The organism is Nocardia sp. NPDC050712, from assembly GCF_040654295.1.
Lineage (GTDB): Bacteria > Actinomycetota > Actinomycetes > Mycobacteriales > Mycobacteriaceae > Nocardia.
The window spans coordinates 716,642-734,228 of record NZ_JBFAHT010000001.1; the positions used below are offsets into that span (position 1 = coordinate 716,642).

General features: G+C 69.4%; 20 protein-coding genes. 3 read left to right on the forward strand and 17 right to left on the reverse strand.

What is annotated here, in order from left to right:
* Positions 1 to 36 precede the first annotated feature (36 nt).
* The 7 genes from AB0H76_RS03355 to AB0H76_RS03385 form a co-directional block, all read right to left on the reverse strand.
* Positions 37 to 420 (reverse strand): hypothetical protein, encoded by a 384-nt coding sequence (locus tag AB0H76_RS03355; RefSeq protein ID WP_357316706.1) that lies wholly within the window; start codon positions 418 to 420, stop codon positions 37 to 39.
* 73 nt (positions 421 to 493) lie between these two features.
* Entirely contained in the window at positions 494 to 1,477 is a 984-nt protein-coding gene (locus tag AB0H76_RS03360; RefSeq protein WP_357316709.1) for an ABC transporter substrate-binding protein, read from the reverse strand.
* Positions 1,478 to 1,494: 17 nt separating this feature from the next.
* Positions 1,495 to 2,478, reverse strand: coding sequence for a hypothetical protein (locus AB0H76_RS03365; RefSeq protein ID WP_357316711.1), 984 nt, complete (start codon positions 2,476 to 2,478; stop codon positions 1,495 to 1,497).
* The gene (locus AB0H76_RS03370; protein ID WP_357316714.1) at positions 2,475 to 3,551 is read right to left on the reverse strand and encodes a hypothetical protein; all 1,077 of its coding nucleotides are present in this window, start codon (positions 3,549 to 3,551) and stop codon (positions 2,475 to 2,477) included. The genes AB0H76_RS03365 and AB0H76_RS03370 overlap by 4 nt, the downstream gene beginning before the upstream one ends.
* Positions 3,548 to 3,991, reverse strand: a complete 444-nt coding sequence (locus tag AB0H76_RS03375; RefSeq protein ID WP_357316717.1) for a hypothetical protein — start codon at positions 3,989 to 3,991, stop codon at positions 3,548 to 3,550. The genes AB0H76_RS03370 and AB0H76_RS03375 overlap by 4 nt, the downstream gene beginning before the upstream one ends.
* Positions 3,988 to 5,469: a hypothetical protein gene (locus tag AB0H76_RS03380; RefSeq protein WP_357316719.1), complete on the reverse strand. Its 1,482-nt coding sequence runs from the start codon at positions 5,467 to 5,469 to the stop codon at positions 3,988 to 3,990. The genes AB0H76_RS03375 and AB0H76_RS03380 overlap by 4 nt, the downstream gene beginning before the upstream one ends.
* A 153-nt stretch (positions 5,470 to 5,622) precedes the next feature.
* Positions 5,623 to 6,459 carry an alpha/beta hydrolase gene (locus AB0H76_RS03385; protein ID WP_357316722.1) on the reverse strand — a complete coding sequence of 279 codons (837 nt, stop codon included), beginning with the start codon at positions 6,457 to 6,459 and terminating at the stop codon, positions 5,623 to 5,625.
* Positions 6,460 to 6,634: 175 nt separating this feature from the next.
* Between AB0H76_RS03385 and AB0H76_RS03390 the strand changes: the two genes are divergently transcribed.
* Entirely contained in the window at positions 6,635 to 7,318 is a 684-nt protein-coding gene (locus AB0H76_RS03390) for a L,D-transpeptidase family protein (RefSeq protein ID WP_357316725.1), read from the forward strand.
* A gap of 1 nt (position 7,319) precedes the next feature.
* On the opposite strand, the gene AB0H76_RS03395 is transcribed toward AB0H76_RS03390, so the two are convergent.
* From AB0H76_RS03395 to AB0H76_RS03410, 4 genes are read right to left on the reverse strand one after another with little or no spacing between them, the layout of a single operon-like run.
* Positions 7,320 to 8,645, reverse strand: a complete 1,326-nt coding sequence (locus AB0H76_RS03395) for a hypothetical protein (RefSeq protein ID WP_357316728.1) — start codon at positions 8,643 to 8,645, stop codon at positions 7,320 to 7,322.
* Positions 8,642 to 9,181, reverse strand: a complete 540-nt coding sequence (locus AB0H76_RS03400) for a GNAT family N-acetyltransferase (RefSeq protein WP_357316730.1) — start codon at positions 9,179 to 9,181, stop codon at positions 8,642 to 8,644. Before AB0H76_RS03400 ends, AB0H76_RS03395 begins: the two co-directional genes overlap by 4 nt.
* The gene (locus tag AB0H76_RS03405) at positions 9,178 to 10,173 is read right to left on the reverse strand and encodes a hypothetical protein (protein WP_357316733.1); all 996 of its coding nucleotides are present in this window, start codon (positions 10,171 to 10,173) and stop codon (positions 9,178 to 9,180) included. The genes AB0H76_RS03400 and AB0H76_RS03405 overlap by 4 nt, the downstream gene beginning before the upstream one ends.
* Before the next feature lie 42 nt (positions 10,174 to 10,215).
* Positions 10,216 to 11,136: a LysR family transcriptional regulator gene (locus AB0H76_RS03410; RefSeq protein WP_357316736.1), complete on the reverse strand. Its 921-nt coding sequence runs from the start codon at positions 11,134 to 11,136 to the stop codon at positions 10,216 to 10,218.
* A 132-nt stretch (positions 11,137 to 11,268) separates the two neighbouring features.
* On the opposite strand from AB0H76_RS03410, the gene fdxA reads away from it, so the two are divergent.
* Entirely contained in the window at positions 11,269 to 11,607 is a 339-nt protein-coding gene (gene fdxA / locus AB0H76_RS03415) for a ferredoxin (protein WP_357316739.1), read from the forward strand.
* Position 11,608: 1 nt separating this feature from the next.
* On the opposite strand, the gene AB0H76_RS03420 is transcribed toward fdxA, so the two are convergent.
* Both AB0H76_RS03420 and AB0H76_RS03425 read right to left on the reverse strand, forming a co-directional pair.
* The gene (locus AB0H76_RS03420) at positions 11,609 to 12,190 is read right to left on the reverse strand and encodes a GNAT family N-acetyltransferase (protein WP_357316742.1); all 582 of its coding nucleotides are present in this window, start codon (positions 12,188 to 12,190) and stop codon (positions 11,609 to 11,611) included.
* Positions 12,191 to 12,232: 42 nt separating this feature from the next.
* Positions 12,233 to 13,702 carry an FAD-dependent monooxygenase gene (locus AB0H76_RS03425; RefSeq protein ID WP_357316744.1) on the reverse strand — a complete coding sequence of 490 codons (1,470 nt, stop codon included), beginning with the start codon at positions 13,700 to 13,702 and terminating at the stop codon, positions 12,233 to 12,235.
* A gap of 72 nt (positions 13,703 to 13,774) precedes the next feature.
* On the opposite strand from AB0H76_RS03425, the gene AB0H76_RS03430 reads away from it, so the two are divergent.
* Entirely contained in the window at positions 13,775 to 14,419 is a 645-nt protein-coding gene (locus AB0H76_RS03430) for a TetR/AcrR family transcriptional regulator C-terminal domain-containing protein (protein ID WP_357316747.1), read from the forward strand.
* A gap of 76 nt (positions 14,420 to 14,495) precedes the next feature.
* Here the strand turns inward: AB0H76_RS03430 and AB0H76_RS03435 are convergent, their stop codons facing one another.
* The 4 genes from AB0H76_RS03435 to AB0H76_RS03450 all read right to left on the reverse strand — a co-directional run bounded on the left by AB0H76_RS03435 (position 14,496) and on the right by AB0H76_RS03450 (position 17,488).
* On the reverse strand, positions 14,496 to 15,212 hold the full coding sequence (locus AB0H76_RS03435) for a hypothetical protein (RefSeq protein WP_357316750.1): 717 nt from the start codon (positions 15,210 to 15,212) through the stop codon (positions 14,496 to 14,498).
* 238 nt (positions 15,213 to 15,450) lie between these two features.
* Entirely contained in the window at positions 15,451 to 15,882 is a 432-nt protein-coding gene (locus tag AB0H76_RS03440) for an XRE family transcriptional regulator (RefSeq protein ID WP_357316753.1), read from the reverse strand.
* A gap of 42 nt (positions 15,883 to 15,924) precedes the next feature.
* Positions 15,925 to 16,968, reverse strand: a complete 1,044-nt coding sequence (locus tag AB0H76_RS03445) for a DUF6545 domain-containing protein (RefSeq protein ID WP_357316755.1) — start codon at positions 16,966 to 16,968, stop codon at positions 15,925 to 15,927.
* Between the two features lie 4 nt (positions 16,969 to 16,972).
* Positions 16,973 to 17,488 (reverse strand): hypothetical protein, encoded by a 516-nt coding sequence (locus tag AB0H76_RS03450; protein WP_357316758.1) that lies wholly within the window; start codon positions 17,486 to 17,488, stop codon positions 16,973 to 16,975.
* Between the last annotated feature and the right edge of the window lie 99 nt (positions 17,489 to 17,587).

Below are 17,587 nucleotides of genomic sequence, written 5' to 3' on the forward strand. Positions count from 1 at the left end.
TAATCGCTCGGTCACGGTGGTCGAAACATCGTCTCCTTAGGGAGTGGCTACCTTGGCCTGCCCGGTGATGACGTTGTCGGTGTTGTCGACCAGGGCGACGCGCACCTGTACCTGCTGGCCGCGGGTGATCGGGGCACCGTCCAGCATCACCACCGTGTTGTGGGTGGCGCCGTCGCAGGTGAGCCCGCCCTGGGCGCCGACGGCCGAGGGCCGGTCGGCTTGCGGCTCACCCACCATCGCCTTGATGGACGTCGCGCCCGCACCGGCGTCACAGCTGTAGTCGACCGAGATGTTCTCCGGGCCGAGCGCGGTGGCGTCGATGGAGTTGCCGGCGAGCGCGGGGGCGGCGGTGGCGATGACGGCCGCCCCCAGCGCGCCGAAAACGGTCAGGGCAAGGCGGGATTTCTGGAATGTTGCCATGGATCTCGGTCCTCCTGGGTAGCGGAAGCAGATCGTGGAAACACGTGCAGAAGATCGATATTGCCACTACTCGTTACTTGAAACGCTGCGCGAACAGATCAAGGGTCGCCATCGAGTTGCGGTAGTCCGGTCGCTGGCTGGCGGGCGGCAGGTCGAAGACCTGGTTGTTCTTGAAGGCGGGCAGCGCGCCCAGCACGGGATCCTCCTTCAACTGCTCGATGGAGCGGCTGCCCTCGAGTCGCACGACGAACAGCGAGGGGGCATCGGCGACGGTGGACAGCAGTTCTGGGCTGATCGTGACCCAGTCCGCGGCCGCGGGCCGGGCGGGGTTACCGGCCTTGGCCTCCACGGCGGTGTCCATGGTGAAACCGACCTCGGTCAGCAGCGCCGCCAGCGGCGTGCCGGGGGCGATCAGCGAGGGCTTGTTGTCCTTGCGGGACTGCAGCACCGACACCGCACCCTGCGGCACCTTGATGGTGGCCTTCACCTCGGCCACCTTGGCGGTGTAGGAGGCGATGATGGCGTCCACCTTGTCGGACTTGTTCACAATGTTCGCCACCGACTTCAGTTGGTCCTGCCACTTGGTGAGGTTGGAGGGCACCAGGACTGTCGGGGCGATCGCGGACAGCTTGTCGTAAGCGTCGATGGACTGCTGACCCGGGAAACCCTGGCCACCGCCGATGATCAGGTCGGGCTGCTGGGCCGCGATGTACTCCAGGTTGATGTTGTCATTGGAGGTCAGCACCGTGGTGCCCTGCTTCTTGGCGTCCTCGGCCCAGGCGACGGGGAATTCGCCCGGGGCGAGGGTGACGCCGAGGACGCGCGGGTCCGCGGCCTTCACGTTCGCGCCGAGGTCGAACAGATACCCGGCGAGGCCGCCGTTGACGACGACGATGCGCTGCGGGTCGGCGGGTACGGCGACGATGCCGCGGTCGGTCTGCACGTCGCGGGAGCCGGAGCCGGCCTCCGCGTCGGTGCTGGAATTGCTGCAACCCGCGACTACCGCGACGGCCGCGAGCAGGAACAGGGCGATCGCGGCGCGCATGCGGGCCGTCATTCGGGTTAGGCTAAATCTCACGAACGGAAGGGTAGCCTAACTTTATTTCCGTGGGAACTGCTGGCGATTTGCCGGTAGGAGGGGGCCGGCACCGTGGCCGGTCTGCCGACGCGGGCGATGTGCAGCAGGTGCGCCGGGTCGTCCACGCCGAGCCGGTCGGCGAGGACCGCCCGGGTGGCCGGGCAGTCGATGAGCTGGCTGAGCGGGTGGGTGGCGTGACCGCGGCGAGCCAGCTCCAGCCAGATCCGCAGCAGGGCCCGGCCCGCTTCGACGGGCGCACCCGGGTCACCGATCAGGACGAAAAGCTCGCCGTCGTCGTCGAATCGGGTCTGTGCGGCCAAGAGCCGGGGTAGGCCGAAGTGACGCAGGACTGGATAGATGGCGAGTGCGAGATGCAGGCCACGGGCCTCGAATCGGCTGAGGCCCAAGGCCTTATCGGTGAGGCCGTCGTGTCGATAGCCCGGATCGACGGGCGTGAGCCGCAACCAGGTGCGCAGTTCGGCGACGACCGCCGGGATGCTGAACAAGTGCCGGTCGGCCTCTCGTGCAAGCAGATTCGCGCTATTCGCGGGGAGGTAGCCGAGCCGGCAACCGCCGGCTGTCGCGAGACCGGTGATCCGGGCAGACACCGTATTGTCCAGGGGGCCGGGCAGATACGCACCGCGATGACTGGCGCGGCGATACAGATCGTCGATCGTGTAGGGCGTCTCGTAAGGCACGCCGACAGAGATGAGGCGGCCGATCCGCCCCGGCGCCGGGGCGGGTTCGAAGGTGATCGGCAATCCGGCGTCCGCGCAGGCGATCAGGCAGCATTCGACGAACGCGCCGAGGGCGAGCATCAGATCGCGCCCGCTCGGATCGCTCTCGGGCAGGGTGCGGTCCGCATCCCAGCCGATGTCGACGTGGTCGTCGTGATAGGTCAGGGTCCACGGCTGGGTGTTGTGCGCGCTGGGCGCGCGCCGGAAGGCGGGCTCCAGCGCCCGCACGGCGTCGATGTTCACCGCAGCTCCTTGTCGTAGAAGGTGTAACCGTGCAACGGGCGGCCGCCCATCGCCCGAAAGTGCTGTGCCGAAGCGGGATTCGCGTGCTCGACATAGGTACTGCGCAGCTGCTGGTAGCCGCCCGCGCGCAGATTGCCGAGCAGCTCGCGCGACAGATAGCGCATGTAGCCGTGACCCTGCTGGTCGGGGACGGTGCCCTTGATGACGAGCACCGCCGCACGCCGATACCGGGAGCGGACGGCCAGCAGGCGCAGCTGATTACGCAGACCGAGGTCGCCGCCGACCTTGACGAGGAACTCGGATATGTCGGGGACGCAGAGGATGAACGCCACCGGGCGCTCCGCCTTGGTCAGATACAGCAGCAGCGATTCGTCGAGCAGGTAGGCCAGTCCGTCGGTCTGGACCGCCAGCTGTTCAGCGGAAATGCTGGTGTAGTACCCGAGTTGGTCGAACGAGGCGTTGAGCATCTCCCGCAGGATCGGCAACTGCCGGGCGATGTTCTTCTTCTCGCCCCGGTGCACCCGCAGCTGCTCGGCCGCCAAGCGGGTGTCGTCGAAGCCGAACACCGCGCCGGGATCGGCGGTGGTGGGGCAGATCCAGGTGTCGGCTTCGAAACGCCGGGTGAAGCCGAAGGATTCGTACTCCAGCGGGTAGTGCTCGGGATTCCAGGCGCTGTCGAGGAAACCGCGGTCCGCGAAGCCGGAGGTGATGACGCCGCCCGCCTGATTGGGCAGCAGCGCCACCGGGCCGAAGACCGCCTGGCGACCATCTCGCGCCGCGGCGGAACAGATTTCGCCGAACAGCGCGGCTGCGGCCCCGGGCTGGAACTCGGTGAGCCCGAACAACTGGGTGCGGCGCGTCAGCTTCGCGTCGAAGGCCGCGTCGGTGTGCAAGGTGGTGCGGGCGATCGCGCGGCCGGTGTGGTCGCGCAGCAGATACAGTCCGATCCCTTCGCGGTACCACCGCTCGATGCTCTGATGCGGTGTCGGCACATAGCGCTGGTCGTGCAGGCGGCCCGGCAGGGCCAGGAATTCCCGCAGGGCGCGGGAATTCGCTACCCGCTCGAACCTCATCGCCGCACCACCGGCGGACCCGCCTGCTCCGTGGACATCGGCGTGAAGGTCGGGATGTGGCCCATCGTGTTGCCCTCGGCGCGCCACACGCCGTTGCTGTAGCCCGCGGGATCGGCGTAGTACAGCCGGATGAAACCGCCGGTGGCGTTCTTGGTCTCGTCGGTCACCCAGATCATCAGCTCGCGATGGTGCTTACTGCGCGCTAAGGCCAGCATGGCGTCACGATCGGCGAAGAACGCGATGGTCCCGAGGGTGAACGGGAACTCGTAATAGACCTTGTGCCAGCGGTATCCGCGCATCCGCCGCATATCGCGCACCAGCCGCACCCAGGTGCGGGTCATGGTGAAGATCGAGCGCAGGCCGCGATAGCGGGTGGCGCCGACGAACATGGCCGTCGCCTGCCCCTGCGGCGGGGCCAGACGGAAATCGGTGGTTCTCACGACGCCTCCACCAGGTAGGAGTTCTTGAGCTTGGTCATCGCCGCGAACGGGCCCGCATTGGGTTCGAACAGGCGGACCCGCAGGTCGGCGGCGCTCGGGTCCTCGCGCAGCGAGGCGGCGAAATCGCGCGAGACATGCGCGAGGTGACTCAGCACGCCGTCGCGGCAGGACTCGGCCAGCCGGAGGCGATCGCCGGCGGCCAGGCCGGTATCGCGCAGTTCCAGGTTGACCACCGGACGCGATTCCAGGTCGGGCAGTTCCTCCAGGGTCAGACAGAACCGTGAGATCCGGTCGGCATACGGATTGTCTTGGTAGAGGCCGTATTCGACATCCTGGGGGTAGAGGTTCGCGCCCATGTAGGAGACGGTGCTGTCGGTGCGGCCGAACAGGAACAGCAGCGGCAGATTCATCCGGTCCGCGCCGCGGTGGCGTTCGAATTCGGCCCAGCGCAGCGGATCTCGGCGCAGCGCGCGCAGCACCGCGGGCAGCGCGTGCACCCGGGCTTCGTCACCGATGTTGTAGCGCAGTTTGGGTTGCAGGCAGTGCCGGGAGGTGATGGTGCACAGCAGTTCCGAGCGCTCGTTGACCTCCAGGTAGGTCTCCAGCGGGTTGTAGTGGAAGATCATCGGCAAGCGCTGCTCGTCCGGGCCGAGCAGTTCGCGCCGCAGTTCGGGATCCGCGTCCAGCTGCTTACGGAGCCGGACGGTGAAGCTGGTCTCGGCCCCGATGCCGATCGACAGATCGCTGGCCCCGTAGCCCGAGCGCACCCGGACGAACCGCTGCTCCAGATAGTCGCGCAGCGCCTCGGTCAGCGCTTCGCCGCCGACCATGCCCTGCAATCGGTAGGCGGCCCAGTCGAATCCGAGCTCGTCGAGCCGGTCACGCAGGTGCTTGAGGAACGGCGGGTAGGCGGCCACGATGTAGTCGTAGCCCGGTCCGAAGTGCCGCAGGGTGTCGATGATCTTGTCCAGATCCGGCCCGGTGTTCTTCACCATCGCGATCCGCGCCAAGGCGGCGCCGGTGGTGGTGCCGGTCGCCCACGCGCCCATCGAGTAGGCGTTGATGACGAACAACCGCTCGCCGGGAAACGCCAGCTGCACGTACCCCGCCGCGTTGCGGTAGATCGTGCGCAGTTCCTCGGGGCCGCGCGCCCAGTTGAACGGCCTGCCGGTCGACCCCGAGGACTCGTCGACGATCACGCCCGGGCGGTGCAGCCGCCCGTCCCGGCAGCGGCTCTCCTCGTCGTAGCGGCCGGCGTAGCCGATCTTGTCGGTCTCGGGAAACTCGCTGAGCCGCTTGGCGTTTCCGGCTCCGGCCTGCCGCAGGAAGTCGCGATAGGCGGGCACCTGCACGGCGGCCAGGCGGCAGGCCGCCGCGGCGTGACCGGCCGCCAGGTGGGCCAGGCTCGGATGATAGGTCCGCGCCATCCGCCGCCACAGCGCCGGATGCGCCGAGACCGCGTGGTAGATGCCGGTCAAGCCCCCCGAAACAGCTTGCAGCCGAATGCTTCTCGCCCGTTCCCGCGCCGTCGTCCGATGCGTTCCCCCGCTGGAAGTTCTGTTCATGCTTCGAGCTTCGCCGAATACGAGGCCCGCCGGACCGGTGCACCTACCCGACCGGATTAGGTGTCTCTACTCACTGTGCCGCCGCAGGAAAGGCAGCAGATACGCCGCGACCGCCTCCGGGTCGTCGGCGAAGGGCCAGTGTCCGAGGCCGGGCAGGACCCGCACCTCGGCGCCGGGCCAGATCCGGGCCTGGGCCTGGGCGTAGTGGGCGGGCACCCACGGATCGGCTTCGCCCCACAGGATCAGCGCCGGGATGTCGCGGGGAATCTCGAAAGCCGACTCGGCGAGCATGCCGGAGGGCTCGCGAGCGGCGCGGTACAACTCCAGCACGGTGCGGCGGGTGTGCTGGTCGTAGGCGGCGTACATGTGGTCGATGAACTCGCGCGGTAGCCGCGGGTTGGACCGGCGCAGCAGCCGGCGCATGCCGGAGCGGTTGGTCACCGCCTGGACCACCTCGCCCAGCAGCGGGGTCTGCCAGATCTTGGCGTAGGCGTGCCAGCGGTAGCCCAGCAGCGCGCCCGCGTTCATCAGGGTGACCGAGGCGACCCGCTCGGGTCGCGCCGCGGCCCAGGCCAGGCCCCAGGGGACGCCGAAATCGTGCCCGACCAGGTGCACCCGTTCCAGGCCCAGCGCCTCGACGGCGGCGAGCAGGAAGGTGCGGTAGTCGCCTTCGACGCGATGGTCGAAGCCGGGAAAGGTGCGGGCGGCGCCGTAGCCGGGCAGGTCGACGGCGATCGCGCGGGTGAACTCCCCGGCCAGGGGCAGGAAGTGTAGCCAGTCCCCGGCGTTGCCGGGGGTGCCGTGCAGGAAGAGCACGGCTTCTTTCGAGGTGACATCGCCGGATTGCAGCAGCGTCGTGGTGATCTGGCCGGCGCGCAGCGTACCGGCGGTGATGGGTGCCATGAGTTCGGATTCCCCCTGTGAACGGTGATCGTCCCCAATCTGCCCGGTGCCGGCCGCCGACGATACCTACCAGGGGACGATGTTCACCCCTACCGCGGCAGGAGACGCGGGGCGGCGACACGCTGGCTACGCGGGCGGTCGGCCACCGGAGTGGCGGACCCGGAGAAAATGACCGATGACCACTGGCGGCTTTCGCGCTCGGTTGCGTTCGGCGATGTGCCTCGGGGTGGCGGTGGTCGCGTTCTCCGGCGCACCGGCGCGGGCCGAAGCGCTGCCGCTGCCCTACGACGGCCCGGCCGGACAGGTCGTCACCGTCGTCGCGCCCTCGGCATCCTCGACTACAGCGGAGCTATCGGCCTGGGATCGGCTGGGCGGCAAGTGGGTTCGCGCGCTGGGACCGTTCCCCGCGTTCGTGGGCGCGGCGGGAATCGGCACGGCCGGTGAGGCCGTCGCGCGTACTCCGGCCGGAACCTGGGCGCTGACCCATGCCTTCGGCAACCGCCCCGGCAACGGCACCCGGCTGCCGTATCGCCAACTGACACCGTGGGATTGGTGGGTCGGCGACTCCCGCTCGCCGTTCTACAACCTGCCGTTCCTGTGCCCGCCCGGCCTGTGCCCGTTCGACGAGCGCGCCAGCGAGCGACTCGGCGTGGTCGGCCCGGCTTACGATCGCGCCGTGGTCATGGACTACAACCGCTGGCCCGGGCGGCCGGGTGCGGGCTCGGCTTTCTTCCTGCATGTCGCCACCGGCGAGCCGACCGCGGGCTGCGTCGCCATCGCCGCCGCCGACCTCGACGCCGTCCTGCGCTGGCTGGACCCGGGCCGGCAGCCGGTGATCGTCATCGCCGCCGGAGCCTGACTCAGCGGAAACCGAAGAGCGGCGGGAAGATCAGCACCACGATCCAGGCCCATGCCGCGTAGACGACGAGGTAGCCGGTCTGCCAGCGTTCCAGGCGGGTGAAAGCCGTTCGGCCGCGCAGGAATCCGAGCAGCAGCCAGGCCGACCAGGCCAGGTTGGCCAGCAGGATCAGGTTCTCGCCGAGCGCGGCGATCTTGTTCGGGGTGGACCCGTAGTCGGTGATGCGGCTGGTGATGGCGGTGAGCACCAGCACGTCGACCAGCAAGGCGCTGACCACCAGGCCCAGCTGGAGCTTGTCGAACAGCGTCGGCTCGTCCGGGCGGTCGATGGCCGAGAGGCCGTAGAGCAGCAGGCCGAGGATCACCACCAGCAGCAGGTCGAACAGGATGAGCACCTCGCGGTCCGCCTCGAGGCCGGTGCTGCTCAGGCCGAAACCGACCAGCAGGGCGAGCAGCACGACGGTGAACAGCGGGGTGAAGATCCTGGTCAGCATCGGGGCGATGGTCTCGAGGACGCCCTGCCTGGTCTCCACCAGCCAGGCCGCCACCACGATCGCCGCGACCGCGCCGCAGGGCAGCAGCCATTCGCTGGTGAAGGTCTCCACGTCGATGCCGATGGCGCCGAAGGTGCCGACCGTGATGCCGGTGAGCACGCCGCCGCCCAGGCCGATCAGGACCAGGTAGACCACCCATTCGCCGGTGAAGCGGATGAAATCCATGCGGCGGTGGTGTGAGCGCCAGTCGCCGCCCGCGTAGGCGACGCCGGTGGCCAGCCACAGGGCCAGGGGCAGATGGATGGCGCTCAGCACCACCGATTGCGAATCACTTTCCAGCCCATAGGCATTCGAGGCGACCGCGCCGAGCGCGAACAGTCCGGCCACGGCGGCCACGACGGCGGGGCGCAGCTGGCGGCGCAGGCCGAAATAGAGCGCCAGCGGCGCCAGGGCGAACAGCGCGAGGTTGCGCAGATAGAAATCGCCGTCGTCGAAGTCGACGCCGAACAGGGCGGGCGCCTTGATCGCGACGGCCGCCAGCGCCGCGCACCCGAGCATGGTGAGCAGCGCGGGGCGGTTGCCGCCGCGTTCGGACCGCTCGTTCAGCACCAGTTCACGCCACAGCCGCGCCGAGTGGGCCCGCGCGAATTCGCGTGCCGGGCCCTCCTCGGCGGCAAGGCGTTTCAGCGCGACCAGGAAGCTCTCGTCGGGCGCGAGTCCGGCAGTGGTCAATTCGTCGATACCGGCTTGCAGCCGATCGTCCGTCTGGGTGCTGTGCTTGCGCAGGTAGGCCTGCCATTGTGCGAGCTGCGTATCGATCCCGTCGGCGCTCATTCCGTCATCACAGGCTGATCGAAACACAGGATGTTGTATTTTCTGTGGCTTTCCTGGGACGGAATGGTGCAGCCTGCCGGACGCCAGCCCCAGGCCCGGTACATCGCGTCGGCCGGGGCCGACGGGTCAACGCTGAGAATGGCGAGCGGCTCGGGCCGGGCCGCCACCAAGGCCTCGAGCAGCCCGCGGCCCAGCCCGCGACCCCGATGTGACCGGCGCACAGCCAATTCCATCACCGCGAACTTCGGTACCGCCAGGTCGGCGGGCGACGGGGGTGTGTCGGCGTCCGGCCACCAGGTGCCGGCCGCCAGGGTGAATCCGTAGGCCATGCCGACCAGCTCGCCGTCCTCGACGGCCCGCACGAGCTCGAATCCCGGTTCGGTCCGCTCCACGGCCAGCAGCTCGCGGAAGCGCGCCAGCTGCTCCGGTCCCTCGTTGTAGGGCGGCTCCGCGAAAACCTCCGCGTACACCTCCAGCAGCGCCTCGGTGTGCTCCGCCGCGGTGGCCGCGTCGGCGTGGAGGAATCGCGTGGTCATGCCGGCTCGGGAGACAGGGTGACGGCGGCCTGTGCCAGCCGGGCGAGCTGCTCGGGCGCGGGCCAGCCGCGGATCTCGTAGCGGGGCGGATGCATGCCGGGGATCGGTGTGAGACCGGTGATTTCGGTGACGGCGGCGAAGGGAACCTCGAAAAGCCTTTCTATGCCGCCTGATTCGCTGTCCTGACAGAAGGCGACGTAGTCCGTGTGGGGGAGCAGGTAGTCGACGTCCTCGCCCCAAACGGTGAGGGTGCAGGGGCCGTCGGTGGTGCTGACGAACTGGGCCGCCGCCACATAGGCGGGCTCCAAGTCGTACTCGGGTATTTCGTACTGGTCCTCGAAAGTTTCTCGGAGCCAGTGCGTTTGGATCGCGTACTCGGCGGCGGCCAGGCCGCGGCTCGCGCGCCGGGCGGCGGGCAGCTGCTCGTGCGGGCCGGCCTGATCGAACGGGACGACGGTGTCCCGCGCGTCGAGGGTGTAGCCCTGCGGCGAGAGCCGGTGCTCGGCGCCGCGGTACTGCTCCTCGGCCAGTTCGTAGGTCCGGGCGAGCAGCGCCGGTACATCGGGCACCACGATCAGGCTGTCGGTGTCGGGCATGAAGGCGACCGGGCGGCGGTCGCCGTAGCCGGCGCGGAAGGACGCCAGCCAACCGGGCGCCAGCAGCCAGGAGGCGAAGTAGGCGTTGCCGTCATCGACGTAGCGCAGGACGCTGTCACCGGCGCCGTCGTGCGGTTCGACCAGGGCGGCCAGATTCGCGCGGGCGGTGGCGAAGACCTCGTCGGCGGAGACGCCCCACCGCGCGAGGGAATCCGCCGAGACGATGATCCGCGATTCGGGTTTGTCCAGCGCGACGAACTCGTGGACGAACGGGAATACGGGGCGCGACAGCGGTCGCGGGGTGAGCTCGATGCCGTAGGTGACCGGCCGCAGCACCGGGCGCAAGCGCGGGCCCGCAGCGGGCCAGTCCGGCATGTCCTCCGCGAAATCTGCCACCGGACAACCGTAGTCCGGGCGACTCGCGGCCGCACGGGAGAATCAGGCCGGTCCGTGCTGTTCGATGCCCTCGGCGTAGCGAACGAGCAGTTCGCCGGGGCCCGCGGGTGGGGACCGGCGGCGCCACACGGCGCGAAAGTTCCGGGTCAGGACCGCGTCGGCGAGCGGGATTTCGATCAGGTCGCCCGCGGCCAGGGCGGCACCGGCGACGAGCCGGCTCAGGACCGCGGGTGCGGTGCCGGTGCGCGCGGTGGTCAGGATCGCCGCCGTGGAACCCAATTCAGCTGCGGGGGAGTGAGGTTCGGTCTCGGCGGCGAGCAGTTCCCACACGGTGTCGCGGGTGCCGGAGCCGGGTTCGCGCCACAGCAGCGCCGTACCGGCCAGCTCGCGCACGGTCAGCGGCTCGCGGCGGCGCGCCCACGGATGACCGCGCCCGACTACGACCACCAGATCGTCGGCGCCCAGCACCCGGCTCGCGAGTTCGACCGGGGCGTGCGGACCCTCGACGAACCCGACGTCGGCCTGCGCCTGCTGTACCCACGCCTCGACCTGCCGGGAGTTGCCCACCTCCAGTGCCACCGTGACCTCGGGCCGGGCCTGCCGCAACGCCGCGAGCCAGTGCGGCATCCGGTGATCGGCAATGGTTTTCGAGGCCGCGATGCGCAATCTGGGCCGGTCGGCGGCTTGCAGCGCGGCGACGGCGGAGCTGAAGGCGTGCGCCGCGGCGAGCACCGGTTGGGCGTGCGCGACGACGGCGCGGCCCGGCTCGGTCAGCACGGAGCCGGTGGGCCCGCGGTCGAGCAGCCGCAGGTGCAGGCGCCGTTCCAGCGCGGCGATCCGCATGCTCGCGGCGGGCTGGCTGATGGCGTGCCGGCGGGCGGCGGCGCCGAGGCTGCCCAGCTCGGCGACCGAGACGAGGAGATCGAGCACCTCCAGGTCGGGTGTGCCCGGGGGGAGGGTCATGCGGGGATTATGCGGCATCGGGCCATAAGCCGGGCTGATGAGGTGCTCGGCTTTCGGTGTCTACCGGAGCGGGACGCGGGCGGTGAGGGTGGAACTCTGTCCCGTGCGGGCAGGGAAAACCGAGGAGACATCATGACTTTCGTCATCGGAGCAGCCTGCGTCGACGTGCTGGACCGGGCCTGCATCGAGGAATGCCCGCTCGACTGCATCTACGTCGGCGACCGGATGGCCTACATCAACCCCGACGAATGCATCGACTGCTCCGCGTGCGAACCGGCCTGCCCGGTGGAGGCGATCTACTACGAGGACGACATGCCCGCCGGGGAAGAGGTCTTCGTGGCCGAGAACGCGCGCTTCTTCACCGAGGTGCTGCCCGGCCGCGAGGCCGCGCTCGGCGATCCCGGCGGCGCCACGCGCCTCGGCGTACTGGGCGTGGATACGGCGTTCGTCGCGGCGTACCAGCCGGGCTAGATCAGGGATCTTCCGGAGCGATTGTCGGGGGCCATTCGCTTTCCAGCAGGGCGAAGTCGAGTTCGGTGGCCCATTCGCCCTTGAAGAACTCGTTGTGGACCAGCCGGGCTTCCGCGCGCATGCCCAGGCGGCGGGCGACGGCGGCGGAGGCGGTGTTGCGCTCGTCCAGGCGCGCGACGATGCGGTGCAGGCCGAGTTCCTCGAAGCCCAGGCGCAGCATGGCGTGCGCCGCCTCGGTGGCGTAGCCGTGCCCGCTCGCGTCGGGATGCAGGACGTAGCCGATCTCGCCGGCGCCGTGCAGCTTGCTGTGCCAGAACAGGATCGCGTCGCCGATGAGGGCGCCGGTGCTCGCCACCTCGATCCCGAGGGTGAGCGCCTGCCCCTCATCGGTGAGCCCGGTATTCGCCCAGAGGGTTTCGAGCCGCTCCAGGATCAGTTCGCGGGTCATCGGCTCGAACGGCACGTACCGGCAGACCTCCGGCCGACTGCGGTAGGTGAGCAGGGCGTCGACGTCGCCGGTCGTCAGCGGGCGGAGCAACAGCCGCTCGGTGCGAACCGGATACGTGGGATGTAACGAGGACACGGCTCCCATCGTGCCACCGCGGGAGCCATCCCGGGTCCCCGATCACACACCGGGCCACCGTGGTTCGGTGGAGGCGCCGAACCAGGTGGTGAGCGCGTCGGTCAACCCCGCGTCACCCGTGTCCGACGCCCAGGCGACGTAGCCGTCGGGCCGGACGAGAACGGCGGCGGGAGCGGGGATTTCGCCGAGGCCGGGTACTTGCCAGGCCGGTTCCGCGCTCACGATGTGCACCGTGTCGACGCGATCCTTCCAGCCCGGCGGCACCTCGGTTCCGTTGCTGCTCAACAGCGTCGGGCGCGTCGAAAGGACGCGATGGACCCGGGTGCCCCCGTCGAGTTCGGCATCGGAGACGCGGCGGCCGCACAGCGGGTGCGCACCCTCGCTGTCGTAGCGGATGTCGAGCGCCGTGATCATGAGACCGAGCCGCCGGCGCACCTCGTCCATGCCGATGAGCTCACTCATGGTCTGGCGCAGGGCATCCGAATGCGCTCCGGGACGCTGGAGCGCGGTCTGGGCGCGGGTGTTCTGGAGCACGCGCGCCGCGACCGGGTGCCGTTCGCTCTCGTAGGTGTCCAGCAGTGCGTCGGAGGCGTTGCCGCGCAGCACCGCCGCGAGCTTCCAGCCGAGGTTGACCGCGTCCTGGATACCCAGATTCTGGCCCTGGCCACCGGCCGGGAAGTGGACGTGGGCGGCGTCACCGGCGAGGAAGACCCGGCCGGCCCGGTAGCGGACGGCCTGGCGAGCCGCGTCACCGAACTGCGAAACCCAACGCGGACTGTGCATTCCGAAGTCGGTGCCCGCGGTCTCGGTGTAGTAGCGGCGGAAGTCCTCGAAGGACAGCGTGGCGCCGCGCTCGGCCACCAGATCGTGGCGGTGCAGGATGAGGCGGTACCAGCCGGGCTCGAACTGGATCGCCGAGAAGTCGCCGGCGCCCTGCCTGCGGCCGAAGAACTGCGCGGGCGGTGGGTCGGCGAGTTCGACGTCGGCGAGCATGCCGGTCATGGTCGCGTCGGTGCCGGTGAAGTCGATGCCCGCGAGCTTGCGGACCGCGCTGCGCCCGCCGTCGCAGCCGATCAGATAGGCGGCCCGAATCCTACGGTCGCCGAGTTCTACTTCGACACCCGCCGCGTCCTGCCGGAACCCGGTGACCGGTGTACTCCACCGCACCGGGGCACCGGATTCCGTGGCACGGCTGTCCAGTTCGCGTTCGATGACCGATTGCAGGACGGCCAACATGTGGGGGTGGCGGGTATCGAAATCGCTGAAGTCCAAGGGCAGCCCGCCGAAGTGCCCGGCTTGCATGGTGCGCCCCTGCGCGAGCAGCGCGTCGAGCAGCCCGCGCTGTTCTAGCAGTTCCATGGTCCGCGCGTGGAGGCCCCCGGCTCGCGACTCGCCGGTGCGCTGCGCGAGCCCGTCGACCAGGAGTACCCGCACCCCGGCGCGCCGCAGCTCGAGGGCCAGCATCAGCCCGGTCGGCCCGGCACCCGCGATGACTACCTCGGTGGTTTCCATGATCCGTCTCCTTAACGCTGTTAAGCTCTTTAACGTTGTTAAGGAGAACAGAACATTGTTAAGGTGTCAACCGTGAGGGATACGAAGCTCGACACGAAGGCGATCGCCGAGGCCGCGCTGGGCCTGCTCGACGAGCTCGGCCTCGACGGCCTGACCATGCGCAAGGTGGCCGCGGCGCTGAATGTGCAGGCGCCCGCGCTGTATTGGCACGTCAAGAACAAGCGCGAACTGCTCGACGCGATGGCGCGCGCGGTGTTCGTCGCGGCCGTCACCGGGGTGGAGGCGCCGCGGCAGGGTGAGGACTGGCAGGACTGGCTGACCGGGCTGGCCACCCGGTTGCGCCGGGCCATGCTGCGCTACCGCGACGGCGCGAAGGTGCTCGCGGGCACCTTCATCGACGATGAACACCTTTGGCGCACCATCGAATTGACGCTGCGCATGCTCGACGACGCGGGGTTCGCGCCCGCCGACGCCGAGCGCGTGTTTCCGATCATGCTCCACTACACCGTCGGGTTCGTCATCGAGGAGCAGTCCCGCACGGGCACGGAATACGGCGGCGACAACCCCTACGACGAGTACTCACAGCTGGTCGACCCGCAGCGCTACCCGCGCACCGCGCAGCTGGTCGCGGGCGGTTTCAGCGCCGACCCCGACGACGAGTTCGACCGCGGGCTGCGCATCATCATCGCGGGAATCGTGGCCACCCGGGCGCGGTGACTCAGTCGCGGCCCGGGTCGGGCGGAACGCGAACGGCCCGGCCCGCGGGTGCGGGCCGGGCCGGAAGATCGGCGCGCTACTGGTTCTCGGGCGCGTTGATCCGGTTGACGAAACCGATGCCGACCACGATGGCCGCGGGCACGCCGGTGATGACGAGACCGGCGGCGGCACCCAGCGGGATGCCGACGGCGGCACCGGCGAGGCAGCCGGCGATGCCGGTCGCGCCGCCCAGGTCCAGGATCGGCAGGCCCAGGATCAGGCCGCCCGCACCGCCGACGGCGCAGCCGAAGCCGCCGCCGACGATGGTGCCGATCAGGGTGCCGATGGCGGTGATGATGCCGAACTGGGTGGCCGCGGCGGAGACGGCGTCATCGAAGGCGTCCTGCTTGACGACATCGTGGCGCAGGCCGACCGGATGGGCCGCGCCCGCGTCCTTGACCGGGGTCAGGGTGGCGCGCAGGCCGTCGACGCTGGCGTTGATCGGGTATTCCAGATCGTTCAGGGTGTAGGCGAGCGGCAGGCCGACGACCACGTTGCCGCTGTCGTCACGCACCTGGAACTGGCCGTTGTCGGTGGTGAGCGAGCCGGCGTCGGTCTCGACGACCACCGAATCGCCCTCGATGGAGGTCTTCCAGCCGATGCTGGGCAGCACCTGCTGGACGCCCTGGTTCACGCCGTCGAGGAACGACGGGATGACCGGGGACGGGGCCGGCTCGGCATGCGAAGTGCCGGTAGCGATGCCGAGAGCCGCGATAACCAAAGCCGAGGTTGCGGCGATCTTGCTGAACTTCATAACTTTGCTTTCCCTCAGTGGCGCGGTCCCGTTTCCGGGGCCGCAGGTCCTCGACCGAGCACCTATGGTCAAGTGTCCAAGGGAATGTTGCTGAAAAGTAACTTAAAGTTTCATAAGCGTGCGAAACGGACTGTGATCTAGGTCAAAGTCCCGGTGATCGCCCGGTCGGCGCGCGGTTTTCCGGACTGTGTCGAACCTGTGACTCGCGCCACAAATCGGTAACTTCGGTCTGAATGGGTCACGATCGGGCTTCGGGCAGGTCCGGCGGATCGGCCGGGAGCCCCTCCTGCACACGCAGGAATTTGAGGTAGTCGATCAGCGAGGCCAGCGACTGCTGGGACAGATCCATCGCGCGGAAGGCGATCGCCTCCAGGCCCGGCGCGGTGCTCAGGCGCAGATACTCGATCTCTTGGCGCCCGCGCTGCCAGGCGTCGTCGTCGGTGAAGAAGCGGATATCGACGCCGAACGCCGCGGCCAGGCCGGTGGCATGCTTCAACGACGGATTCTGCTTCAGGCCGGAGCGCAGCTGGGCCACGTAGACGGCCGAGATCGGAAAGCCCTGCGCGGTGGCTCGGCGCGAGACCTCGTCGGCGGTGTATCGCCTGCCGTCGGGGTTGGGCATCGTGCGGAACAGATACTCCAAGCGGTCTGAGAAGGCTGCTTCTCCCATGCCGCGCTCCTCAATGTTTTCGGGCTCACCGTCGAGTGTGCGTCATGCTACAGCATCGTGAAGAGGAGCGGTCTGCTCCGGTAACTGGGGAAGACGGCCGCTGAACAGCCGCGCGGCGGCCAATTCGTATGCGGCGCAGTGGGTGCTGTCGCGCGCGCTGGTGCGGATCGTGTGGTCGGCCAGTCCGTGCGCGGCCGCGAGGTGCGGCACATCGCGTTGCAGCAGCCGCAGGGCATCGCTGATCTCGATCAGCATGTCGGTGACGCGGGTTTCCGCACGCCGGCTGGCCGATACGCGGAACCGGACCTGCGGGTAGCGCCGCGTCAGCCACTCGTGCAGCGGTGTCAGCTCGCCGATATAGGAACGCGCCAGCCGGGTGCTCCGGACCGCGCCGAGCAGCCCCGGCCCGACGCTCCCGGTCACCAGCAGCAGGCTTGCGACGATCTGGAACGCGGTGGTGAGCAGCTGCGCCCGCGGGGGCGGCAGCGCCGGCCACACGGTGACCACGACGATCACCCAGGCTTCGTACAGGCTGTACACCACGACCACACCCGCCAGCAGGCTCAGCAGCACGCGCCGCCAGTGCCGTTCGCGCGCGCTGGCCCGCGCCGCGACGATGCCCAGCGTGCAGGTCGCGTGAATCATCATCAGCGCCTGGATGATCCAGTAGAGCTGGATGCGCGGACTGTCGTCGAACTCGCGCGCGAAACCCAGGCCGTGCGGCTGCTGCGGCGAGGTCGCGAACAGGTACACGAGGACGACGGCGACCACGCCGTACAGCGCGCGGGTCAGCAGCACCCGTTGCCGGTTCGGCGGCGTCGCGGCGAGGGCATGGCCCCAGTAGAAGGTGGTCAGCGCGACGGCGCTCAGGCCGCACAGATGGCTGAACAGGTAGGCGCTGTTGACCCAGACCGCCGCGAACAACGCCTCGGCCACCGGGGTCAGCACCACGAAGCTGAGCGAGAGCAGCAGCAGGATCACGATGGGCGCGCGCTGCCCGCGCGCACCCTGCGGTGTCAGCTGCCAGAGCAGGGCGCACACCCCGAACAGGATCAGCAGGGAGACGACGGCGGTGAACAATCCCACGCGGCTACTCGATTCGGGTGCGGGGAAAGCCGAGCGCCCCCCGGATATCCGCGGCTTCCCCGGTGTCGACATCGCTCCACAGAATGGTGCGCAGCGTCTGCCGGGCGAAGGCCTCGGCTTCGCGTTCGCAGTCGGATTCGTAGGCGGATCGATACCGGACCCGGGCGAAGTTCCCGATGGCGGCGGGGCTGACGATGGAACACAGGGCCTGGCCGGCGTCCAGGCGGAGCTCGACGCTGGTGTGGCCGTGCAGGATATGGCCCGCCTCGTGCAGCACGGTGTTGATGCGCGCGATCTCCGGCAGGTCGGCGTCGTACTCGATCAGATCACCGGAATCGGTGCGGACCCAGCGCCCGGCGACGGCGGACGGCAGGGCCGAGCTCGCCGCGATGCGCACCGGAATGCCGCTGGCAGCGGCCAGGATCGTGCCGAACTCGGCGAGCGTGAACGGCTGTAGCTGGGCGGTCTGGCGCTGGACCGCGGTCAGCGTGCGGCGTCGGGTGCGGCGGCTCATCTTCACTCGGCTGGGTCCTCGGGGCAGGTCCCCCTCGGATGAATAGTGCCACAGCGCGGGGCCGGACCCGACTCGAGCCGAGCCCGGACTTCCTGGGGCTTGTGT

What these genes read in the sequence shown, in the direction of transcription:
- AB0H76_RS03400 (WP_357316730.1), bottom strand. Translation starts at nt 9,181, where the DNA reads ATGACCACGCGATTCCTCCACGCCGACGCGGCCACCGCGGCGGAGCAC.
- AB0H76_RS03385 (WP_357316722.1), bottom strand. Translation starts at nt 6,459, where the DNA reads ATGGCACCCATCACCGCCGGTACGCTGCGCGCCGGCCAGATCACCACG.
- AB0H76_RS03410 (WP_357316736.1), bottom strand. Translation starts at nt 11,136, where the DNA reads ATGACCCTCCCCCCGGGCACACCCGACCTGGAGGTGCTCGATCTCCTC.
- AB0H76_RS03435 (WP_357316750.1), bottom strand. Translation starts at nt 15,212, where the DNA reads ATGAAGTTCAGCAAGATCGCCGCAACCTCGGCTTTGGTTATCGCGGCT.
- AB0H76_RS03355 (WP_357316706.1), bottom strand. Translation starts at nt 420, where the DNA reads ATGGCAACATTCCAGAAATCCCGCCTTGCCCTGACCGTTTTCGGCGCG.
- AB0H76_RS03360 (WP_357316709.1), bottom strand. Translation starts at nt 1,477, where the DNA reads ATGACGGCCCGCATGCGCGCCGCGATCGCCCTGTTCCTGCTCGCGGCC.
- AB0H76_RS03370 (WP_357316714.1), bottom strand. Translation starts at nt 3,551, where the DNA reads ATGAGGTTCGAGCGGGTAGCGAATTCCCGCGCCCTGCGGGAATTCCTG.
- fdxA (WP_357316739.1), top strand. Translation starts at nt 11,269, where the DNA reads ATGACTTTCGTCATCGGAGCAGCCTGCGTCGACGTGCTGGACCGGGCC.
- AB0H76_RS03395 (WP_357316728.1), bottom strand. Translation starts at nt 8,645, where the DNA reads ATGAGCGCCGACGGGATCGATACGCAGCTCGCACAATGGCAGGCCTAC.
- AB0H76_RS03390 (WP_357316725.1), top strand. Translation starts at nt 6,635, where the DNA reads ATGACCACTGGCGGCTTTCGCGCTCGGTTGCGTTCGGCGATGTGCCTC.
- AB0H76_RS03425 (WP_357316744.1), bottom strand. Translation starts at nt 13,702, where the DNA reads ATGGAAACCACCGAGGTAGTCATCGCGGGTGCCGGGCCGACCGGGCTG.
- AB0H76_RS03440 (WP_357316753.1), bottom strand. Translation starts at nt 15,882, where the DNA reads ATGGGAGAAGCAGCCTTCTCAGACCGCTTGGAGTATCTGTTCCGCACG.